The 21,319-nt window shown below is 68.2% G+C and carries 15 protein-coding genes and 1 pseudogene; 5 read left to right on the forward strand and 11 right to left on the reverse strand.

From position 1 onward, the window contains the following. The first annotated feature begins 93 nt into the window (after positions 1 to 93). Positions 94 to 1,410, forward strand: coding sequence for an outer membrane protein assembly factor BamB family protein (locus tag AC6CID_RS19425; protein WP_033097729.1), 1,317 nt, complete (start codon positions 94 to 96; stop codon positions 1,408 to 1,410). Between the two features lie 24 nt (positions 1,411 to 1,434). On the opposite strand, the gene AC6CID_RS19430 is transcribed toward AC6CID_RS19425, so the two are convergent. From AC6CID_RS19430 to AC6CID_RS19450, 5 genes are read right to left on the reverse strand one after another with little or no spacing between them, the layout of a single operon-like run. Continuing rightward, positions 1,435 to 2,592 (reverse strand): THUMP-like domain-containing protein, encoded by a 1,158-nt coding sequence (locus tag AC6CID_RS19430; RefSeq protein ID WP_006554573.1) that lies wholly within the window; start codon positions 2,590 to 2,592, stop codon positions 1,435 to 1,437. Further along, the gene (locus tag AC6CID_RS19435; protein ID WP_019288412.1) at positions 2,593 to 3,570 is read right to left on the reverse strand and encodes a class I SAM-dependent methyltransferase; all 978 of its coding nucleotides are present in this window, start codon (positions 3,568 to 3,570) and stop codon (positions 2,593 to 2,595) included. 53 nt (positions 3,571 to 3,623) lie between these two features. Then, positions 3,624 to 4,403, reverse strand: a complete 780-nt coding sequence (locus AC6CID_RS19440) for an enoyl-CoA hydratase-related protein (RefSeq protein WP_019288413.1) — start codon at positions 4,401 to 4,403, stop codon at positions 3,624 to 3,626. A gap of 10 nt (positions 4,404 to 4,413) precedes the next feature. After that, the gene (locus AC6CID_RS19445) at positions 4,414 to 5,247 is read right to left on the reverse strand and encodes an NUDIX hydrolase (RefSeq protein WP_006554576.1); all 834 of its coding nucleotides are present in this window, start codon (positions 5,245 to 5,247) and stop codon (positions 4,414 to 4,416) included. 44 nt (positions 5,248 to 5,291) lie between these two features. Beyond that, complete coding sequence (locus AC6CID_RS19450; RefSeq protein WP_006554577.1) at positions 5,292 to 6,122, reverse strand: ABC transporter ATP-binding protein; 831 nt, start codon at positions 6,120 to 6,122, stop codon at positions 5,292 to 5,294. A gap of 43 nt (positions 6,123 to 6,165) precedes the next feature. Here AC6CID_RS19450 and glgX point away from each other — a divergent pair, with 43 nt between their 5' ends. Continuing rightward, the gene (glgX, locus tag AC6CID_RS19455) at positions 6,166 to 8,328 is read left to right on the forward strand and encodes a glycogen debranching protein GlgX (RefSeq protein ID WP_231781892.1); all 2,163 of its coding nucleotides are present in this window, start codon (positions 6,166 to 6,168) and stop codon (positions 8,326 to 8,328) included. A 27-nt stretch (positions 8,329 to 8,355) separates the two neighbouring features. Here glgX and AC6CID_RS19460 read toward each other — a convergent pair whose 3' ends face one another. The 3 genes from AC6CID_RS19460 to ctaD all read right to left on the reverse strand — a co-directional run bounded on the left by AC6CID_RS19460 (position 8,356) and on the right by ctaD (position 12,353). Then, positions 8,356 to 9,198 carry a peptidyl-tRNA hydrolase gene (locus AC6CID_RS19460; protein ID WP_006554579.1) on the reverse strand — a complete coding sequence of 281 codons (843 nt, stop codon included), beginning with the start codon at positions 9,196 to 9,198 and terminating at the stop codon, positions 8,356 to 8,358. Next, a complete protein-coding gene (gene serB / locus AC6CID_RS19465; protein ID WP_498354330.1) occupies positions 9,191 to 10,420 on the reverse strand; it encodes a phosphoserine phosphatase SerB in 1,230 nt (409 codons plus the stop codon). Before serB ends, AC6CID_RS19460 begins: the two co-directional genes overlap by 8 nt. Before the next feature lie 172 nt (positions 10,421 to 10,592). Continuing rightward, positions 10,593 to 12,353 carry an aa3-type cytochrome oxidase subunit I gene (ctaD, locus tag AC6CID_RS19470; RefSeq protein WP_024101412.1) on the reverse strand — a complete coding sequence of 587 codons (1,761 nt, stop codon included), beginning with the start codon at positions 12,351 to 12,353 and terminating at the stop codon, positions 10,593 to 10,595. A gap of 269 nt (positions 12,354 to 12,622) precedes the next feature. Between ctaD and AC6CID_RS19475 the strand changes: the two genes are divergently transcribed. From AC6CID_RS19475 to AC6CID_RS19485, 3 genes are read left to right on the forward strand one after another with little or no spacing between them, the layout of a single operon-like run. Further along, entirely contained in the window at positions 12,623 to 13,630 is a 1,008-nt protein-coding gene (locus AC6CID_RS19475; protein ID WP_064061605.1) for an ABC transporter substrate-binding protein, read from the forward strand. A 46-nt stretch (positions 13,631 to 13,676) separates the two neighbouring features. Further along, positions 13,677 to 14,735: an iron-siderophore ABC transporter substrate-binding protein gene (locus tag AC6CID_RS19480; RefSeq protein WP_374107754.1), complete on the forward strand. Its 1,059-nt coding sequence runs from the start codon at positions 13,677 to 13,679 to the stop codon at positions 14,733 to 14,735. A 49-nt stretch (positions 14,736 to 14,784) separates the two neighbouring features. Next, complete coding sequence (locus tag AC6CID_RS19485; protein ID WP_159417938.1) at positions 14,785 to 15,258, forward strand: NUDIX hydrolase; 474 nt, start codon at positions 14,785 to 14,787, stop codon at positions 15,256 to 15,258. Here the strand turns inward: AC6CID_RS19485 and AC6CID_RS19490 are convergent. The 3 genes and pseudogenes from AC6CID_RS19490 to nrdE form a co-directional block, all read right to left on the reverse strand. After that, positions 15,252 to 18,488 carry an arabinosyltransferase domain-containing protein gene (locus AC6CID_RS19490; protein ID WP_064061602.1) on the reverse strand — a complete coding sequence of 1,079 codons (3,237 nt, stop codon included), beginning with the start codon at positions 18,486 to 18,488 and terminating at the stop codon, positions 15,252 to 15,254. The two genes, AC6CID_RS19485 and AC6CID_RS19490, sit on opposite strands and share 7 nt — an antisense overlap. Positions 18,489 to 18,647: 159 nt before the next feature. Beyond that, a complete protein-coding gene (gene nrdF, locus AC6CID_RS19495; RefSeq protein WP_006550395.1) occupies positions 18,648 to 19,649 on the reverse strand; it encodes a class 1b ribonucleoside-diphosphate reductase subunit beta in 1,002 nt (333 codons plus the stop codon). Positions 19,650 to 19,700: 51 nt separating this feature from the next. Beyond that, a pseudogene (nrdE, locus tag AC6CID_RS19500) lies at positions 19,701 to 21,317 on the reverse strand (class 1b ribonucleoside-diphosphate reductase subunit alpha); the annotation flags it as partial. Between the last annotated feature and the right edge of the window lie 2 nt (positions 21,318 to 21,319).

The raw sequence follows: 21,319 nt of genomic DNA on the forward strand, positions 1-21,319 counted from the left end.
AGGGGCAGCCTACGGTCCGCCTCGTTCGCGGCTCACGACCCCCGGCCCGATACGCTGACACGTCGAATCGTTCGCCTGTGGAGGAGTTGAGTGATGCGGGGTGTCCTGCGGACCGCGGTCCCGGCGCTGACGGTGGTCTTCGCGCTGAGCGCGTGCGGCGGTGGGGCCGGCACCGACGACGTGTTGTCGAGCGGTGGCTGGCCGGGACGGCACTCCGATGCCCGCAACAGCAACACCGCGACCGCCGAGAGCGTCGACGACCTCGCGCCCGGCTGGACGCGTCCGCTGGGCGGCCCGGTCGGCTCCCCCGCCGGGATCGCGGCCAACGGCCAGGTCTCGGTGGCGGCCGCGACGGAGGCCGGATGCAATCTGTTCTCCTTCCAGATGGACACAGGCCGCAAGCGCTGGTGCACGCGTCTCGCCCCGGCCGTCACGACGATCACCCCCGTCTCCGACGGCGTCGCGAACATCTACGTCGGTGAGGACGGCGGACTGCTGTCGTTCAACGAGCACGGCCAGCGTCGCTGGCGCATTCCCGTGAGCGGCAGCCCCCGCAGCGCACAGTTCACCTCCGACGGAAGCCTGTTGGTGGTCACGCATTTCGGTCAGGTCAACGTCGTCGACCCGCAGACGGGACAACTCGAGGCACCGCTGTTCGATCTGGTGCCGGTGCCGACCCTCGAGGACGGGCAGAACCTGCCGCGACTCGCGAGCGATCACGGCCTCCCCGCCTGCTTCGGGGGCTCGGAGGACTGCCCGGTCGCCACCACCCCGGCCGTCGACACCGCCACCGACCGTGTCTTCGTCACCGTGTGGCGTCCGGGTTCGGACAGGTCGGCGCTCGTGGCGCTGCGCTACACGGCCGGTGATGACGCCGTGGTCATCGAGGAGTGGTCGGTACCCGACCTCCCCGGAGGTGCGGTGACGAGTCCGGTTCTGTCTGCTGACGGTTCGACCGTCTACGTCCACGACGGGGAGGGTGCCCTGTGGGCGCTCGACGCCGAGACAGGCGAAGCGCGATGGACCCACGAGACCGGCCGTCCCACGGCGCTCGGTCCCGCCGTCACCGAGGACGGACTGCTGCTCCTCGCGTCGGCCGACGGCAGCGCCCCGCTGACGGCCCTGCGCGACGGCGGCGACAGCGTCGAAGTCGAGTGGGAGCGGGCGGACGTGACTCCGTACGGTGCGCCGGCGGTGACCGCCGACGGCCGGGCCTATGTGGTCGTCGACGGCGATCGGGGTCTCGCAGCGGCGGTGCTCGATCTCGCGGACGGAGCGACGATGGAGGAGGAACCCCTCGATCCCGCCACCGGATTGCCGGTCGGCACCGGCGTCGGCCCGGGCGGGGAGTTCGTGATCACGACTCTCGACGGGGACGTGGTGGTGCTGCGCGAACCGCAGTCCGTGTGAGGACGGCCGCCCGTGTGAGGGCGGTCAGCGCGACGGCGTGCAGACGAAGGCTTCCGGCGTCCGGCCGATGCGGGTGAGCACCACGCTGAGCGAGGCCGACCCGCGCAGTTTCAGGCGCGGACGCAATACCGCCGGGTCGACGTCGACGCCGCGCACGAGGATCTCGACCGCGCCGCAGTCGTGGCGGGCGAGCGCCTGACGGAGTGTCTTCTCGCTGTACTTGAGACGCTCGACGATCCGGAAACCCCGTACTCCGTCGGGCAGGCTGTCGCCGGTGAGATAGGCGATCCGCGGGTCGAGTTGCCACAGTCCGTGGGCTGCCGCGTAGTGGCGGACGAGACCGGCGCGCACGATCGCGCCGTCGGGGTCGACGATCCACTCCCCCGGCTCCCGTTCCGGAATGTCGTCGTCCGCGGCGTCGGTGATCTCGAAACCGGTTCCGTCCGAACGCAGTACTGCAGCCCGTCGGCGCACGCCGGGAGTGCTCAATCCCGGCGAGTACAGGCACGCTTCGCGGACTCCACCGTCGAGCGAGACGACCTCGACCTCACCGGCCCAGTCGAACGAGTCGAAATCCAGTCCCGGTGCGCACTTCACGGCGAGATCGCGGCCCGCGTAGGCGTCGAGGAGATCGGGCAGCGGTGGTTGCAGCGCGGCCGGATCATGGGTCCGTCGCCCGCCCGAACGGCGTGCGGGATCGGCGATGACGGTGGTGCCTCGCGTGACCGGACGCAGGGCGTCGGCGCGCAGGAGGTACGCCCCGGGGACGTTGTGCGCGGCCATCGCCAGCCGCACGTCGTCGAGATCGCTGCCGATCACGGTCTCGGCGACTCCGACGAGTTCAGTGAGCTCGGCGCCGATCGAACACGTCACGTCGTGCACTGTGCGCCCTCGCAACCGCTTCGCGCGGTGGGCCGCGACGCGCGTGGGCGTGGACTGCTGCAGAGCGTCGTCGGTGAGCACCCACTCGCCGCCGCCTGCGATCTTCGCCTCCGTCTTGCGTCGGAGGATGACGGTTTCGACCAGCATTCCGGCACGATCGCCGAAACGCGTACGCGCCCAGCCGATGTCGGCGAGGCGCGTACGCGTCGACAGCTCCCGGTCGGCGACGCTCGCGAGAGCGTCGCGGCCGTCGTCCGACGTCAGGTACTCGACGTCGGCGAGGGTGAAGTCGTAACCCAACTACTTGCCGGGCTTCACACCGGTGATCATGACGTTGTAGAAGAAGCTACGGGGCACGACGTGCTCGAGGATGTTCTCGTCGACCCAGCTCAGCGCCTTCCAGCCACCGAAGGCGAACTTCGCCCAGTTCCAGCCCAGCTTCTCCTGCGGGACGGCGGCCTCGAAGGTGCGCACCGGCCAGCCGAGCAGGGCCGCGGCGAACTCCTCGCTCGACGCCTTGACCTCGACGGCTCCGGCCGAGGAGGCCAGCTTCTCGAGATCGGAAGGATCGAAGGTGTGCAGATCGACGACGGCCTCGAGGGCGGCCGCCCGGGAGGACTCGTCGAGCTCGGTCTGCGGACGACGCCAGTCGCGCAGGAAAGGCAACTTGGTGATGTTGGTGGTGGCCTCCCACGTGACCCGGCCGAGCATGCGGGCGTAGAAGTTGCCGATCGTGCTGGGCTCACCGGCGAAGACGAAACGGCCGCCGGGCTTGAGCACGCGCAGCACCTCGCGCAGCGACTGCTCGACGTCCGGGATGTGGTGCAGCACGGCATGGCCGACCACGAGGTCGAAGGTGTCGTCGTCGTACGGAATGGTCTCGGCGTCGGCAACGCGGCCGTCGACGTCGAGGCCGAGATTCTCGGCGTTGCGGAGCGCGACCTTCACCATGCCGGGCGACAGGTCGGTCACCGAACCGGTCTTCGCGACCCCACCCTGCATGAGGTTGAGGAGGAAGAAGCCCGTGCCGCAGCCGAGTTCGAGTGCGCGCTCGTAGGGCAGCGGCTGATCGCCGGCCGCGGCGACGAACCGCCCCTTGGCGTAGTCGATGCACCGCTCGTCGTACGAGATGGACCATTTCTCGTCGTACGTCTCGGCTTCCCAGTCGTGGTAGAGCACCTGGGCTAGCTTGGTGTCCTCGAGCGCGGCTGCGACCTCTTCGGCAGTGGCGTGCGGATTCGGCGCGGGGTCGACCCCGTCGGTCCTGCTGGCAGTCATGCGGTGATCCTACTCATCGGTAAGCTGTGGACAAGTGCAGGTGCCGGTCGGCATCACTCGCCGACGAACTTCGCCTTGCCCGGCCCGTTCTCGATGAACGATTCGAGGCCGATGGTGCGGTCCTTCGTGGCGAACAGCGCGGCGAAGACGTGCTGTTCGATCTTCAGACCCGTATCCAGATCGGTGTCGAGGCCCTGGTCGATCGCGGCCTTCGCAGCGGCGAGCGCGCGCGAGGCGGCGCCTGTGAACTGCCCGGCCCAGCGACGCGCAGCCTCGTAGACGTCGTCGGGGGCGACGACCTCGTCGACCAGACCGATCGACAGGGCTTCGTCGGCGCCGACGAAACGACCGGTGAAGACGAGATCCTTCGCCTTCGCCGGGCCGACGAGCCGAGCCAGTCGCTGGGTGCCGCCGCCACCGGGGATGATGCCCAGCAGGATCTCGGGCGTGCCGAGCTTGACGTTGTCGCCGACGATGCGCCGGTCGGCGCCGAGGGCGAGTTCGAGGCCACCACCGAGGGCGTAGCCGGTGATCGCGGCGACGGTGGGCTTGGGGATGTCGGCGATCGACCCGAGGGCCGACTGCAGGTCGCCGACGATCTCGCTCATCTGCACGTAGCTCAGGTCGGCCATCTCCTTGATGTCGGCGCCGGCCGCGAACACCTTCTCGCCGCCGTAGACGATCACCGACTTCACGTCGGACCGGACGGTCGCCTCGCGCGCAGCGGCCCGGATCTCCTCCTGGAGCTGCCGGTTCAACGCGTTCATCGGAGGGCGGTCGAGACGGATGGTGCCGATGCCGTCGGAGACGTCGAGGGTCACGAATTCAGCCATGGTCCTCAGCCTAGATGTCGGAGCGCTGGGCCCACGGATGAGTACCGACCTCGTAGTAGGCCTCGTCCCCGTCGAACGCGATGTGGACCGCCCCGTCGCGACGGCTGATGATCGGCAGGATCGGCTCGATGACCGGATCCGCCGCCATGAGGTCGGCGACCGTGGCGAAGCCCGACAGGATCGACAGCTGACTCCACGTGGGCGGGAGCAGGATGCACCGGCCCGACCGCCAGTCGGCGAGGGCCTCCTCCGCGGTCTGCCACTGCACCAGATCGGTCTCGCTGGTGTTGCCGTCGGCCCGCTGTCCTTCCGGTACCGCGGCGACGAAGAACCGCGTATCGTAGCGGCGCCGCTCCCCCAGCGGGGTGATCCAGTTCGCGTGGGGACGCAGCAGGTCGGCGCGCAGCACCAACTGTTCCTTCTCCAGGAAGTCGCCGAAGGACAACTCGCGCGCTTCCAGCAGACGACGCGCCTCCGCGTAGTCACCGGTGTCGGCCACCACCGAATCCTCGGTGGGTCCGGCGAGCAGCACGCCACACTCCTCGAAGGTCTCGCGCACGGCCGCGAGCACCAGTGCACGGGCCTGCGCCTCGCCGATACCGAACCGCTCGGCCCACCAGGTCACGTCCGGTCCGGTCCACCGCACCTCGGCGTCGGTGTCGGAAGTGTCGACACCGCCGCCGGGGAAGACGGTCATGCCGCCGGCGAAGTCCATGCCGACGACACGACGCTGCAGGAACACCTCGACGCCGCGCGCAGAGTCCCGCACGAGCATCACGGTGGACGCGTCGCGGATGGGTACCGCGGTGGGATCGAAGGTGGATGCCGAGCGATTGTTGGCCATGGCCTCAACCTAACCGATCGGTCCCGGCACCACCCGACCCGGAGTCACCGGCGGTGCCGTCCCGCCTGGCGGGTGCGGCGGGCGAAGAACCGGTCGTCGACCTTGTCGAGCGAGATGGACTGACTGAACGCCGCGCTGAGGTTCTCGGCGGTGATCACGTCGTCGAGCAGGCCCTGGGCGACCACACCGCCCTCCTTCAGGAGCAGCGCGTGCGTGAAGCCCGGCGGGATCTCCTCCACGTGATGGGTGACGAGCACGATCGCAGGGGCATCCGGGTCGGCCGCGAGCGTCCCGAGCCGGGCCACGAGTTCCTCGCGACCGCCGAGGTCCAGACCGGCCGCGGGCTCGTCGAGCAGCAGCAGTTCGGGGTCGGTCATGAGCGCCCGGGCGATGAGCGCACGCTTGCGTTCGCCCTCCGACAGCGTCCCGTACAGACGGTCGGCGAGATGTTCCGCGCCGAGGCTCTCGAGCATCTCCACCGCGCGGCTCGTGTCGATGTCGTCGTACTGCTCGCGCCACCGGCCCAGCACGCCGTAGCCCGCGGAGAGCACGAGATCGGTGACCTTCTCGTCGTTCGGCACCCGGTTGGCCAGGGCCGCGGAGGACAATCCGATCCGGGGTCGTAGTTCGGACAGATCCGTCTTTCCGAACGTCTCCGCGAGGACGTGCGCGGTGCCGGAGGTGGGGAACGTCTCGGCCGCCGCGACCCGCAGCAGCGAGGTCTTTCCTGCCCCGTTGGGTCCGAGAACCACCCAACGTTCGTCGAGTTCCACCTTCCAGGTCACGGGACCGACGAGGACGTTCCCGCCGCGTCGGACCACTACGTCGTCGAATTCGATGAGCAAATCGGGATCAGGTTGTGCCACGCGGACCATCTTCTCTTACGCCCGAGCCCGAAACGCGGCAGGATCGGTTCCCGTGTCGTCCTCCGCATCCGAATCTGCTGTCGTGTCCGGCTCGGTCGCGCTCCCCGACCGGGCCGCCTTCCCGCTCGGCCCCACCCCGGTCGACGGTGGGACACGCTTCGCCGTCCACGCCCCGCACAGCGACCGCGTCCAGGTCTGTCTCGTCGACGACGACGGGAACGAACACCGCGTGGACCTGCCCGACCGCACCTACGGGGTCTGGCACGGGGTGGTCCCCGGCGTCGGCGCCGGGCAACGGTACGGCTACCGCGCCTACGGGCCGTGGCAGCCGCAGTGGGGGTTGCGTACCAATCCGCACAAGATCCTGCTCGACCCGTGGGCCCGGCGGATCGTCGGCGACGTCGGTGATCCGGACCGGCTGATCCCCCACCAGGGTGACCCGTTCGGTGCGATGTCGAGCACCGACTCGCTCGGCCACACACCTCTGTCGGTGGTGACCCCCGTCCTGACGCCCATGCACGACAAACCCCGCGTGCCGTGGGAGAACACCGTCGTCTACGAACTGCACGTCGGTTCGTACACGGCCCGTCACCCGCTCGTGCCGCCGGAACTGCGCGGCACCTATCTCGGACTCGCCCACCGGTCGGTGATCGACCACCTGGTGGGGCTGGGAGTGACGACGGTCGAACTGCTCCCCGTGCAGGCCTTCGTGACCGAGCCGTCGGTGCGTGCGCGGGGGATGCGCAACCACTGGGGCTACTCGACCGCCTCGTACTTCGCGCCGCATCCCGCCTACGCCGTCACGCCCGGCAACGAGATCGCCGAGTTCCGAACGATGGTCGACGCCTTCCACAGCGCCGGGCTCGAGGTGCTGCTCGACGTCGTCTACAACCACACGTGCGAAGCATCGGTCGACGGTCCGAGTCTGTCCTGGCGCGGTCTCGACGCGCCCGGCTACTACCTGCTCGACGCGCACGGACGGGACATCGACCTGACGGGGTGCGGCAACACCCTCGACGCGTCCTCACCGATCGTCGTGCGGATGGTGTGCGACAGCCTCCGGTACTGGGCGGACGTGATGGGGGTGGACGGCTTCCGCTTCGACCTCGCCAGTGCGCTGGCCCGTCCCCGCGGTGGGGCCTTCGATCCGCGAGCGGCACTGCTCACCGCGATCGTCACCGATCCCGTCCTCTGCGACGTCAAGCTCGTCGCCGAACCGTGGGACGCCACCGCACACGGTTACCAGCTCGGGAACTTCGGCGCGCAATGGGCCGAATGGAACGACCGCTACCGCGACACGGTCCGCCGTTACTGGGCGGGACGTTCCGGGATCCGCGAGATGGCGTCGCGGCTCACCGGTTCGGAGGACCTCTACGACAGGAACATCCGGCAGCCGTGGATGTCGGTCAACTTCGTCACCGCCCACGACGGTTTCACCCTCGCCGATGCGGTCTCGTACGAGCGCAAGCACAACGACGAGAACGGTGAGGAGGGCCGGGACGGGTCGAACAACAACGAGTCGGTGAACCACGGGGTCGAAGGGCCGACCGACGATCCGGAGATCCTCGCCGCCCGCGACCGGCACATCCGGGCGATGCTCGCGACGCTGCTGTTGTCGACGGGCACACCGATGCTGCTCGCCGGCGACGAGTTCGGGCACACGCAGAACGGCAACAACAACGCCTACTGCGTCCCCGTGGACGTCCCCGTCCGCGACGCCTGGCCGCTGGACTGGGAGCACGCCGACCGTGCGCGAACGGATTACGTGCGCGAACTGCTCCGCCTGCGCACGCGCGTCCCGGTGCTGCGGCAGCGACGCTTCTTCGAGGGCCGCGCCCGGTCCGTGGGCTATCCCGATCTCGTGTGGTTCGGCATCGAGGGGATCGAACTCGACGAGGATGCGTGGCAGGACGACAGTCGCCGCACGCTGCAGGGCTGGGTCGACGGCTCGCAACTCGGCACCGTGACCCGCACCGGCGTCACTCTCGAGGACAGCAGCGGGCTGTTCGTTCTGCATTCGGGCGACGCCGCCACGGTGACCCTCGCCGGACCCGAGTGGTATCGCGGCAACATCGTGTGCGTCTTCGATTCGAGTGCCCCCGACGGCAGGCCCGCGGACACCTCCCCGATGCGGGTGGGAAGTTCGTACCCGGTCGACGGTCCGACGGTGCTGATCTTCTGGATCGCGGACGACGGACCCATCGAGCAAGGATGATCCACGGCGGCACGACGCCGGTGGAGGTCAGGCTCGTTCGTCGACCGTGCCGGGCACCGCGATCACGGTGATCGAACCCGGGGCCACCTCGGTGAAGCCCGCGTCGCGGACCGCGACGGCCGTGCCGGCTTCCACGCGGGCGAGCAGCTCGCGCCAGGTGGCCTCGTCCGCATCGCGGACGGCACACGGGAATCCGTCGGAAGCCCAGGCGCGTGCGGTGTCGACGTCCAGTGCCCCCGCGAACAGCATCGCAGCATGACCGACCTGCGCGGCCGCCTTGCCGACGGTCATCTCGAGGTCCTTCTGCACCCAGAGGACCGGAACGCCGTCCGCCGGTGGGGGCGGATCGTCGTGGGGCAGGTCGGTGCCACCGATCTGCAGGCGGGAGATGCGCGGGTCCAGTTCCCCCACCGGGCCGGGCACGAACGCCCGGGCCTGGGCACCGGCGTGGTCGACGGTGACTCCGTCGACGTCCTGCGCGGCACGCCAGTGCGCTCCGCGGGCGCGGCGGGCGACCTTCCGGATCCGCGCGTCGTTCCATGCGAGGAAGGGTTCCTGCCACGGACCGGGTTCGCCGTCCGGGCCGGGACCGACCCGCGGGTCGAAACACAGTGCCACGGTGGCCATCGCGGCGGCTTCGAGCACCGCGCTGCGGGCGGGTGGATCGACCTTGGGGATGTGCAGCACGATCGGCATCGCCTGCACCTTCGCCGGATCCTCCGGGTCGGGCCGGTGCCCGTAACCGCGGGTGAGTACGCCGTGGCGCTCGGCGAAACCCGGATCCGAGGCCGGGTCGAAGACCCGATCGGGTGCGGCCTCGAAGACCGGCTCGGGCGCCGTGTCCGCGAAGTCGGGGTCCAGCTCAGACACTGCCGTCGATCGGGACGCGGCGCAGGGTTCCGTCGACGCGGTCGGCCGCCTCGATCTCCTCGCGGGTGACGCCGAGGACGAAGAGCACCGCATCGAGGTAGGGATACGACAGGGCGGTGTCGGCGACCTCGCGCAGGGCCGGCTTGGCATTGAACGCGACGCCCAGGCCCGCGGCCGAGAGCATGTCGATGTCGTTGGCACCGTCGCCGACCGCGACGGTCTGCTCGACCGGCACGCCCGCCTCGTCGGCGAACTCGCGGAGGGCGCGTGCCTTGGCGGCGCGGTCGACGATGTCGCCGACCACTCGCCCGGTGAGCTTGCCGTCGACGATCTCGAGCGTGTTGGCGCGGACGAAGTCGAGTTCGAGTTCGTGTGCGAGCGGGTCGATCACCTGGCGGAAGCCGCCCGAGACGACGCCGCAGCGGAAGCCGAGCCGACGCAACGTCCGGATCGTGGTGCGGGCACCGGGAGTGAGTTCGAGCTGCTCGGCGACCTCGTCGATGACGGTCGCCGGCAGACCCGCGAGGGTCGCGACGCGTTGTTCGAGGGACTGCGCGAAGTCGATCTCACCGCGCATCGCAGCCTCGGTGACCTCGCGGACCTTGTCCTCGACACCGGCGTGCGCGGCGAGCATCTCGATGACCTCGCCCTGGATGAGCGTGGAGTCGACGTCGAAGACGATCAGGCGCTTGGAACGACGGGCGAGACCGCCGCGCTCCACCGCGATGTCGACGTCGAGGCCCGCGGCGAGTTCGACGAGGGCGTGCCGCAGCGCGGCGTCGGCCTCGACGCTGGTGTCGGGCGCGGTGATCATCAGCTCGAGGCCGGTGAGCGGGTAGTCGGCGATGCCGCGGATCGAATCGATGTTCGCGCCCTGGGCCGCGAGGGCGCGGCCCACCGATCGCAGCGCCTTGGCACTGACCGGGCTGCCCAGCACCACGACGGCGTGGGTCGAGACGGTGCGGGCGCCGCGCTCGGCACCGATCTGGACGTCGGCGTGCATGCCGATGGTGGCCATCGCGGACTCGACCTCGTCCTGCAACGCTTCGACATCGGTCGGGCAGACGAGGAGGACACCGAGGGTGAGCCGGCCACGGATCACGACCTGTTCCACATCGAGGAGGTCGACGTCGTGCCGCGTCAGCGCTGCGAAGAGCACCGAGGTCACGCCGGGATGGTCAGGTCCGGTCACGGTCACCAGCACCGTGCTGTCAGACGCCACTACGTCTCCGATCGCTTGTCTGTCGAGGTACACACGGACGCACGCGCGTACCGGCTCGCTCGTTCATTGTTGCAGGGCGAACCGCCGCTCCCCTTCGCGGGTCCGGACCCACGGAAAGGCCGAAGCCCCACCCGGTGAACGGGTGGGGCTTCGGTCGATCGTCGATCTGCGCTCAGGCGCGCGGATGGTCGCCGGGGGTACGGTCGGCACCCTCGAGGACGTTGACGTTGTGCTTGTCGCTGCCCGGGCCGACGTGCGCTTCGGCGCGCATCTTCTCGACCATGTGCGGGTAGTGCAGCTCGAAGGCGGGACGCTCCGAACGGATCCGCGGCAGCTCGGTGAAGTTGTGCCGCGGGGGCGGGCAGCTGGTGGCCCACTCGAGCGAGTTGCCGTAACCCCACGGGTCGTCGACCGTGACGACCTGGCCGTAGCGGTAGCTCTTGAAGACGTTCCACAGGAACGGCAGCGTCGAGGCACCGAGCACGAACGCACCGATGGTGGAGATCGTGTTCAGGGTGGTGAACCCGTCGGACGGCAGGTAGTCGGCGTAGCGACGCGGCATGCCCTCGTTACCGAGCCAGTGCTGCACCAGGAAGGTGGTGTGGAAGCCGATGAAGGTCAGCCAGAAGTGCCAGCGGCCGAGCTGCTCGTCGAGCATGCGTCCGGTCATCTTCGGGAACCAGAAGTAGATGCCGGCGTAGGTCGCGAACACGATGGTGCCGAAGAGCACGTAGTGGAAGTGCGCCACCACGAAGTACGAGTCGTGCAGGTGGAAGTCCAGCGGCGGGCTCGCGAGGATGACACCGGTCAGACCACCGAAGAGGAAGGTCACGATGAAGCCGACCGAGAACAGCATCGGCGATTCGAAGGTGATCTGGCCCTTCCACAGCGTGCCGATCCAGTTGAAGAACTTCACACCGGTCGGGACGGCGATCAGGAAGGTCATGAACGAGAAGTACGGCAGCAGCACGGCGCCGGTGGCGTACATGTGGTGCGCCCACACGGCGATGGACAGCGCCGCGATGGCCATCGTGGCGTAGACAAGACCGGTGTAACCGAAGATCGGCTTGCGGGAGAAGACCGGGAAGATCTCCGAGACGATGCCGAAGAACGGCAGCGCGATGACGTACACCTCGGGGTGACCGAAGAACCAGAACAGGTGCTGCCACAGGAGCACACCGCCGGTGGCGGGGTCGTAGATGTGGCCACCGAGGTGACGGTCGACGAACAGGCCCATGAAGGCGGCGGTCAGCAGCGGGAACACGAGCAGGATCAGCAGGCTGGTGATCAGGATGTTCCAGGTGAAGATCGGCATCCGGAACATGGTCATGCCCGGTGCACGCATGCACACCACGGTGGTGATGAAGTTGACGCCACCGAGGATGGTGCCCAGACCCATCACGCCGAGGCCGAGGATCCAGAAGTCGGCACCGACACCCGGGGAGTGGATCTCACTGGTGAGCGGCGTGTACGCCGTCCAACCGAAGTCCGCGGCACCGCCGGGGGTGACGAAGCCGAGCATGACGATCGTCGCGCCGAACAGGTACAGCCAGTAGCTGAAGGCGTTCAGGCGCGGGAAGGCGACGTCGGGGGCGCCGATCTGCAGCGGCAGGATGTAGTTCGCGAAGGCGAACACGACCGGCGTCGCGTACATCAGCAGCATGATCGTGCCGTGCATGGTGAACAGCTGGTTGAACTGCTCGTTCGACAGGAACTGCAGGCCGGGGACCGCGAGCTCGGTACGCATCAGCAGGGCCATCAGGCCGCCGATGAGGAAGAAGGCGAACGAGGTGACCATGTACATGATCCCCAACATCTTGGGATCTGTGGTCGTGATCATCTTGTAGATGAACGAACCCTTGGGTCCCTGCCGCGGCGGGTACGGCCTTGCTGCAGCTATCTCTGGGACTGGCTGGGGCGCTACGGCAGTCACTAATCCTCCTGAATGCGCGCTCGACCTCGGGCTGGAGGCGAACGGTCTCTGGCTTGCGCTCATCGAATCGTAGACCCTGCCCGAAACGGTCGCCCTCCGGGTCCTACTCACTGTCGTACTCGACTCGCGAGGCTACCTGGAGCGGAGCGGACAACCACAATCGGATTTTGTGCTGCACTTCACACGCAGGGCGACAGCAGGTGACCCCACCACGCGCGAACAGCACGGGTTAGGGTGCACTTCCCCCCGCAATCACAGAAGGACGACCCGTGCCTGTTCTCTCCTCCCGACCAGCCCGGTTCGCGGCAGCACTGCTGACCGCCGGACTCCTCGTCGCCGGCTGCAGTTCGGCCGACACCTCCGACGACGCGACCACCGACACCGCGTCCGACTCGGCCGCCGGCTTCCCCCGGACCGTCGAACACTTCCGCGGTTCCACCACGATCGAGAGCGAGCCGACCCGCATCGTCGCGCTCGACACGAGCTATTCCGACGCCGTGCTTCTCCTCGAGGCACCTCTCGTCGGGTACGTCGACTACCGCACCGACGAGTTCCCCGACTATCTCGGCGACTCGCGGCAGCACGCGACCGACGCCGTGTCCGTCGGCAAGACCGCGGACGTGAGCCTCGAACAGGTGGCCGCGCTCGAACCCGACCTCATCCTCTCGGCGGAGGTGCGCGACGGAGAGAACTACGAGGAACTGTCCGCCATCGCCCCGACCGTCTTCTCCCAGTCGACCGGACCGACGTGGAAGGACAACATCCGCCTCGTCGCGCAGGCCATCGGCAAGGAGGACCTCGCCGAGCAGAAGATCTCCGAGTACGAGGAGCGCGCCGCGGCCATCGGTGCGGACATCAACGAAAAGGCCGGCAACCCGACGATCTCGATCGTCCGCTTCGCCGGTGAACCGACGGCCCGGCTGTACCGCACCACCTCGTTCAGCGGCATCGTGCTCGAGGACGCCGGTCTCGCCCGCCCCGCGAGCCAGGGTCCCGATCCGTCGGATCCGTCGAGCATCATGAACGCCATCAGCCCCGAACTGATCACCGAGGCCGAGGCGGACGTCATCTTCGTCACCACCTACGACCTCGGCGACGGCAAGGCGCAGGCGGCGGCCGAACCCTTCGTCACCAATCCGTTGTGGCAGAACCTGCAGGGAAGGAAGGTCGAGGTCGACGACAGCGTGTGGATGATGCCGGTGAGCATCCAGGGTGCGCACCGCATCCTCGACGACCTCGCGGACACCTTCGGCGTCGACCGTCACACGACCGGATAGCCTGAGCCGTCCGATCCGAGCAGCGTCCTACAGGAGTTGGTCCGACGTGTTTTCCGTGCACCGGTCACGAGCAGTACTCGTCGCAGCCGTCGCTGCGGTGACGACAGCCCTGGCCGGATGCTCCACACCTCCCGACGACGACGCATCGGAGATCGTGCGCACCACGACCCGCATCGCCGGTGCGTCGGTCGTGGGCATCGACCGGGACACGTCGACCGCGTGCGCACTCCCCTCCCCGCTCGATCCGGGACAGCCCACCACCGGCACCCGGCCGGTCCTGCACACCGCAGGCCGGTCGGATGTGCCCGCCGACCCGCAGCGGATCGTCGTCCTCGACCCCGCGGCGCTCGACGCGGTGTGCGCCCTGGGGCTGTGGGAGCGCGTCGTGGGAGCGAGCGCCGAGCTCACCGGCCGGCCGGAATATCTCGGCTACGGGATCGGCGAACTCCCGCCCGTGGGTGGCGCGGGCAACCCGGACGTCGCGGCGATCGAGCGCGCACAGCCGGATGTGATCCTCGGCTCCTCCACCGCCCCGGACGTCTACGCCTCCCTCAGCGGCATCGCACCCACCGTGCTGGTCGGGTCCGATCCGGTCTTCTGGAGGGAACAGTTCGTGCGGGTCGGTGAGGCGCTCGGGCGCACGGAGGCCGCACGTCGCGTGCTCGACGACTACGCGACGGCCGCGCGCGATCTGGGCCGCGAGCTCGTGTCGTCCCAGACGCAGGCGTCGATCGTCCGGTTCACGGCCGACGGCCCGACCGTGGAGGGCACCGCGTCGTTCGCGGGGCAGGTGCTCGGCGACGTCGGCGCTGCCCGGCCCCCGGCCCAGCGGTTCGCGGTCGTCGACGGACAACCGTGGCAGGCCGTCGACACCGAGGACCCGGCCCCGGCGGACGGCGATGTGATCTTCGTCCGTTTCGCCGGTGAGGACGGGCTCGAGGCCGGCAAGGACTACATGCAGACCGACGAGTGGCTCGACCTCGGGGCCGTGCGCGACAACCGTCTGTTCTCCGTGACCGACGACGTGTGGTCGACCCCCGGACCGGTCGCCGCGCGGGCGATCCTCACCGACCTGACGCACACCCTCAACGGATATTCGAACTGATCGCCGGCTCGACCGGCGGCAGCACGCCTGCCGGTATAGAAACGAGGGCGTGCCGATACCCGATTTCGTCGTCCAGCTCCGCTCACACGTAGGAACCGCACCCCTGTGGCTGCCGGGGGTGAGCGCGATAGTCACGGACGACGACGACCGCGTCCTGCTCACCCGCCGCGCCGACAACGGCATGTGGGCCGTGGTGTCCGGCATCCTCGAACCCGGAGAGGAACCGGCGGTCGCCGCAGTCCGGGAGGTGCTCGAGGAGACGGGTGTCGCCGCCGAGATCGTGCGGCTGACGAGCGTCGACGTCACCGCGCCCATCACCTATCCCAACGGCGACGTGGCGCAGTACCTCGACGTGTGCTTCCTGCTCCGCGCGACCGGCGGGGACGCTCGCGTCGCCGACGACGAGAACCTCGAGGTGGCGTGGTTCGCGCCGGACGACCTTCCCGAGCCGCTCACCGAGACGTCGCGTCTGCGGCTCGGGAAGGCGCTCGCCGGGCGTGCGGAGGCCTGGTTCCGTCAGTAGGCAGTGTTGATCGGACCCGGGCTCCACAGACCGCTGCGCGTGACCGTGGCGGTGTCGAGTTCCGCGGTCTCCGTCGACGGATCGATCGGTGTGTACTGCTCGATCGCTCCCCAGTCGCGGTCCCAGTCGTGATCGAGATACGACGGGATCGTGCGGGCCCGCAACAGCTGGTCGGTCCAGCCGAGAGGACCGCCACCGTTGTGGTCCTGCCACAGATCCGTGGAGATAGCACCGATCCGGTCCGGCAGGATCCGGTACTCGGGGATCTCGGCGATGCCGTTGCGGTGCACCATCTGCCGCTGGCACGGGAAATTGAGACCGACAGCCCAGTCCAGCAGGACCGGTGTGTCGCTCCCGACGACCTGCTGCAAAGTCTGCGTCTGCGGCACGCGCGGCGGGGTGAACGCCAGCCACTGTTCGGGCGCGAGATCGTTGTCGGAGGCGACGATCCGCACCGCGTCGACCTCGGCCGGCAGCGTGTCCATCGGGACACGCAGATTCCTCCACGAGGGCGACGGACCGATGTCGATCGGCAACGCCCGTCCCAGCGCGGTCACGCTGCCGTCGGCAGCGGTGGTTCCGTATTCGAGTTCGAGCCGCTGACCGTAGGTTTCGGTGCCGTCGGCGTCGACGGAGAAGATCCGGCCGGCCGCGGCGATCGTGACGAGATCCCCACGCGATCCGGTCGCGTCGGGCTCGGGCAGCCGGAACCAGGCGCTCGTGACGTCGCCGAGGGACGATCCGTGGCTGCCCAGCACCGGCGTGGTCACCGGATCGAGGCCGAACGGCAATGCGACGGTGCTGCCGTTGATTCCGACTCTGCCGGTACCGCCGCCGGTGCCACCGGTACCGCCGGTCGAGCTCTGGTCGTCGTTCGTGTCGACGGTGTTGGCGGTGCCGGCCGAGGCCGAGTCGTCGTCCGGGGTCAGATCGAGCGCGACACCACCCGGCGTGAACCCGTCCCCTCCCCCGGCATCGAGAGCGGAGGCCGCGTCGGCACCGATGGGGGTGAGCACCGAGGCGTTCGGATCCGTTTCGAGCAGCACGTCGTTCGCGAGCGCACACGAGTTGCCGGTGAGCGTGTCGACGTTGGACCGTGCCACCGAATAGCCCGGGTACTGCGAGATCGCGCCCTTGGCCAGTGACAGCACCTCGAACAGCACCATCGCCGCGGCGGCGACGGTCAACGGCGGCACCGCCCACAACCGCGACGGGGTGTCGGTGCGGGTGGAGGCGACGGGGTGGATGTGCCACCACGCGGCCAGCAGCAACGCGACGACCGTCACGGCGAAGAAGACGGTGGAGAAACCGAATCCGGCGACCGACGGCGGCTTGTCCCACCACGGGACCCCGTAGCTCGAGACGTACCACCAGCCGTTGGGGCCGATGAACGACATGGTCACCACGAACGACACCGCCGCGGCGAACAGGGCGCGGTTGCGTCGCGAACGCAACACCGCGGGTCCGGTGGCCACGGCGGCGAGCATCGCCACCGCGGCGGCCAGACCGGCGTAGATACCGAAGTGGTGGGTCCACTTGGTGGGCGCGAACATCATCAGCACCAGCGCGCCGAGGGTGATGCCGACGATGCGGCGGGACGGTCCCTGCGCGGTGCCGGGGATGTGCCCACCGCGGCGCAGCATCGCCACGATCGCCACCGCCAGGCACAACACCAGGGTGAAGACCGCGAACCTGCGGGCCAGCGAGCCGTCCACGGTGATCTGCAGCAGGTACTGGTAGCGCAGATACTCCTGGAACCACGGCACGTTCGGACCGACGCCGTGCACGTGCTGCATCTCCAGCACCGCCGCGAGGGTCTGGTCGGCGAAGACCGGCACCAGGATCACCAGTCCGGCCGCGAGCATCGGCGTAAGTACCGGCAGCCATCCCAGGGTCTGCGCACGCCGATGGAGGATGCGGGCGATCGGGCGGGCACCGGCGATCAGCGCAGCGAAACAGATGATGCCCGACGGTCCCGCGGTCACGGTGAGCGCGGCGACGACGATCGCGGCCGCCGCGGGCAGCAGACGCCGGGTGGCGATCGCGCGTTCGACCGAGCACCAGGTGAGCACGACGCCCGTCGCGACGATCGGTTCCGGGCGCAGTCCGTTGTTGAGCGGCAGCCAGAACGCCAGGAACACCAGCGCCCCGGTCCACAGCGGAAGCCGGTTGCGACGCAGTGCGACGCCGAGACGTGGAGCGACCTCGCGGCTGAGCACCCACCAGCACAGGATTCCGGCGGTCAGTGCCGGTAGCCGCATCCAGATGCTCGCCGTCGAGACCTGGGTCATCAGGGCGAGGACGTCGTAGAAGGGAGTGCCGAAGGGTGCCTCGGGCACACCGAACCACCGGAAGTAGTTCGCCATGTACCCGGCCGCGCCCGCGGCGCGAGCCATTCCGAGCTGGTAACCGTCGTCGGCGGTGTTCGCCCCGATGACGTGCCAGACGAGCAGCGTTCCGACGACCAGCGCGTCGATGCGGGTGAACGACCACCACGACGCCGGCAACAGGCGGCGGTGGCGACGACCGTCGGCGCGATCGAGCCGGGCCAGCGTCCACAACGCCAGTGCCGTGGCGACCACCGCGACGATCATCGCGACGATCTTCAGCACCGTCGGAGACGTCGTGAAGCGGGTGTCGACGGTCGCGGTGACCGAGACACCGTCGAGTGCGGGACCGGGCAGGTCGGTGAAGATGCCGACGAGCTGGGGCCGCAGGTCTCGGTCGAAGGTCCGCTCCCCTGACGCCGCGGCCGAGCCGGTGATCGTGGCGACGGTGCGTTCCGAGTTCGAGGACAGGGTGACCGAGCAGTCCCCGGCCAGGTCGTCCACCGGCGCGGAGGCGAGCAGTGTATTGCGGGAGATCACCTCGAACACCGCCGGCCCGTCGTCACCGGCCGGCCGGACACGGGCGATCAGCCCGTAGCGTTCACGGTCGGGAGCTCCTGCGGGAAGTGTGGAGAAGACGGTGCCGCCGTCCGGCAGCGCGTCGCGCACGGACCGGCACTCGATCGTGGCGTCGAGATCGACCGGTGCGTAGGACACCAACGGCGCCGAGATGCCTGCGTTGCTCTCGCTCTGCGGCCAGTCGATGGTCGCAGTGGTCTGCGTCACGGGCAGGAACGGCATCGCGATGGATGCGACGATCCCCACGACGGCGGCGAGCACCGCCCACAGACGGGTCCGCTGCTCGACTGCCCGCCCGCCCGACGGCACGCGTTCGATTGTCACCGGCCGAGGCGAGCCCGACGCTTCTCTTGTCTCGGTCACGAGGAGCGATGCTATCGGGGACGGGCCGGGCCGCGAAAAGCACGCGATCCCGCACACGGGCGCTGCTGCGCCCGGTGTACGGGATCGATGCGTTCGGGCCGGTGACAGAGAACGTCTACGTCAGAAGTCCCAGTCGTCGTCTTCTGTGACGACGGCCTTGCCGATCACGTAGGAGCTGCCGGAGCCCGAGAAAAAGTCGTGGTTCTCGTCGGCGTTCGGCGACAACGCCGACAGGATGGCCGGGTTGACGTCCGTCTCGTCCTTCGGGAACAGCGCCTCGTAACCGAGGTTCATCAGCGCCTTGTTCGCGTTGTAGCGCAGGAACTTCTTGACGTCCTCGGTGAGCCCGACCTGGTCGTAGAGGTCGGCCGTGTAGTGGGTCTCGTTGTCGTACAGCTCGAAGAGCAGTTCGAAGACCCAGTCCTTGAGCTCGTCGCGCTCGGCCTGCGTGATCGTCTCGAGCCCGCGCTGGTACTTGTAGCCGATGTAGTAGCCGTGGACGGCCTCGTCGCGAATGATCAGGCGGATCATGTCGGCGGTGTTGGTGAGCTTGGCCCGCGACGACCAGTACATCGGCAGGTAGAAGCCCGAGTAGAACAGGAACGACTCGAGCAGCGTCGAGGCGGCCTTGCGCTTGAGCGGGTCGTCGCCCTTGTAGTAATCGAGGATGATCTGCGCCTTGCGCTGCAGGTGCTCGTTCTCCTCCGACCAGCGGAAGGCGTCGTCGATCTGGCGGCTCGAGCACAGCGTCGAGAAGATCTGCGAGTAGCTCTTCGCATGCACCGACTCCATGAACGCGATGTTCGTCAGCACCGCTTCCTCGTGCGGGGTCACCGCATCGGGGATGAGCGAGACCGCGCCGACCGTGCCCTGGATGGTGTCGAGCAGCGTCAGGCCCGTGAAGACCCGCATCGTCAGTTCCTGCTCGTACTCGGTGAGCGTGCCCCACGACTGGATGTCGTTGGAGACCGGCACCTTCTCCGGGAGCCAGAAGTTGCCGGTGAGACGATCCCAGACCTCGGCGTCCTTGTCGTCGGGGACGCGGTTCCAGTTGATCGCGGAGACGCGATCGATGAGTTTGACGCGCACGCCGTCGGCCGGCGAGTGTGCTGCTGCAGTCATCGGTTACCTACCTGAATTGTGTGCTGATGCAAAGACTGTCGTGGAGCAGGGTCACAACATGCAGGAGACGCAACCCTCCACCTCGGTGCCCTCGAGCGCCATCTGCCGCAGGCGGATGTAGTACAGGGTCTTGATTCCCTTGCGCCACGCGTAGATCTGGGCCTTGTTCACGTCGCGGGTGGTGACGGTGTCCTTGAAGAACAGCGTCAGCGACAGCCCCTGGTCGACGTGCTGCGTCGCGGCAGCGTAGGTGTCGATGATCTTCTCGTAGCCGATCTCGTAGGCATCCTGGAAGTACTCGAGATTCTCGTTCGTCATGTAGGGCGCCGGGTAGTAGACACGCCCGATCTTGCCCTCCTTGCGGATCTCGATCTTCGACGCGACCGGGTGGATCGAGCTCGTCGAGTGGTTGATGTACGAGATCGAACCGGTGGGCGGAACCGCCTGCAGGTTCTGGTTGTAGATGCCGTGCTTCTGCACGGACTCCTTCAGCTCGCGCCAGTCCTGCTGCGTGGGGATCGCGATGTCCGACTCGGCGAACAGCTGACGGACCCGTTCGGTCGCCGGCTCCCACACCTGATCGGTGTACTTGTCGAAGAACTCACCCGAGGCGTACTTCGACTCCGGGAAGCCCTTGAAGTACGAGCCGCGCTCGATCGCGATCTTGTTCGACGCACGCAGGGCGTGGAACAGCACGGTGTAGAAGTAGATGTTCGTGAAGTCGACGCCTTCTTCGGACCCGTAGAAGATGTGCTCGCGGGCGAGGAAGCCGTGCAGGTTCATCTGGCCGAGGCCGATGGCGTGGGATTCGTTGTTGCCCCGCTCGATCGACGGCACCGACGAGATCGTCGTCTGGTCGGAGACGGCCGTCAGGCCGCGGATGGCGACCTCGATGGTCTGCGCGAAGTCGGGCGAGTCCATCGTCTTAGCGATGTTCAGCGAGCCGAGGTTGCACGAGATGTCCTTGCCCACATGGCTGTAGGACAGGTCGTCGTTGAACTCCGAGGGAGTCGAGACCTGCAGGATCTCCGAGCACAGGTTCGAGTGCGTGATCTTGCCGGCGATCGGGTTGGCCCGGTTCACCGTGTCCTCGAACATGACGTAGGGGTAGCCCGACTCGAACTGCAGCTCGGCGACGGTCTGGAAGAACTCGCGCGCCTTGATCTTCGACTTGCGGATGCGCTTGTCGTCGACCATCTCGTAGTACTTCTCGGTGACGTCGATGTCGGCGAAGGGCTTGCCGTAGACGCGCTCGACGTCGTACGGCGAGAACAGGTACATGTCCTCGTTCTTCTTCGCCAGTTCGAAGGTGATGTCGGGGATGACGACGCCCAGCGAGAGGGTCTTGATGCGGATCTTCTCGTCGGCGTTCTCGCGCTTGGTGTCGAGGAAGCGGTAGATGTCGGGGTGGTGCGCGTGCAGGTAGACCGCACCGGCACCCTGACGGGCACCGAGCTGGTTGGCGTAGGAGAAGGAGTCCTCGAGCAGCTTCATGATCGGGATGACGCCGGAGGACTGGTTCTCGATCTTCTTGATCGGAGCGCCGTGCTCACGAATGTTGCTGAGCAGCAAGGCGACACCGCCACCGCGCTTGGACAGCTGCAGTGCGGAGTTGATGGAGCGGCCGATCGACTCCATGTTGTCCTCGATGCGGAGCAGGAAGCAATTGT

It is taken from the genome of Rhodococcus sp. GQ147, assembly GCF_059759155.1.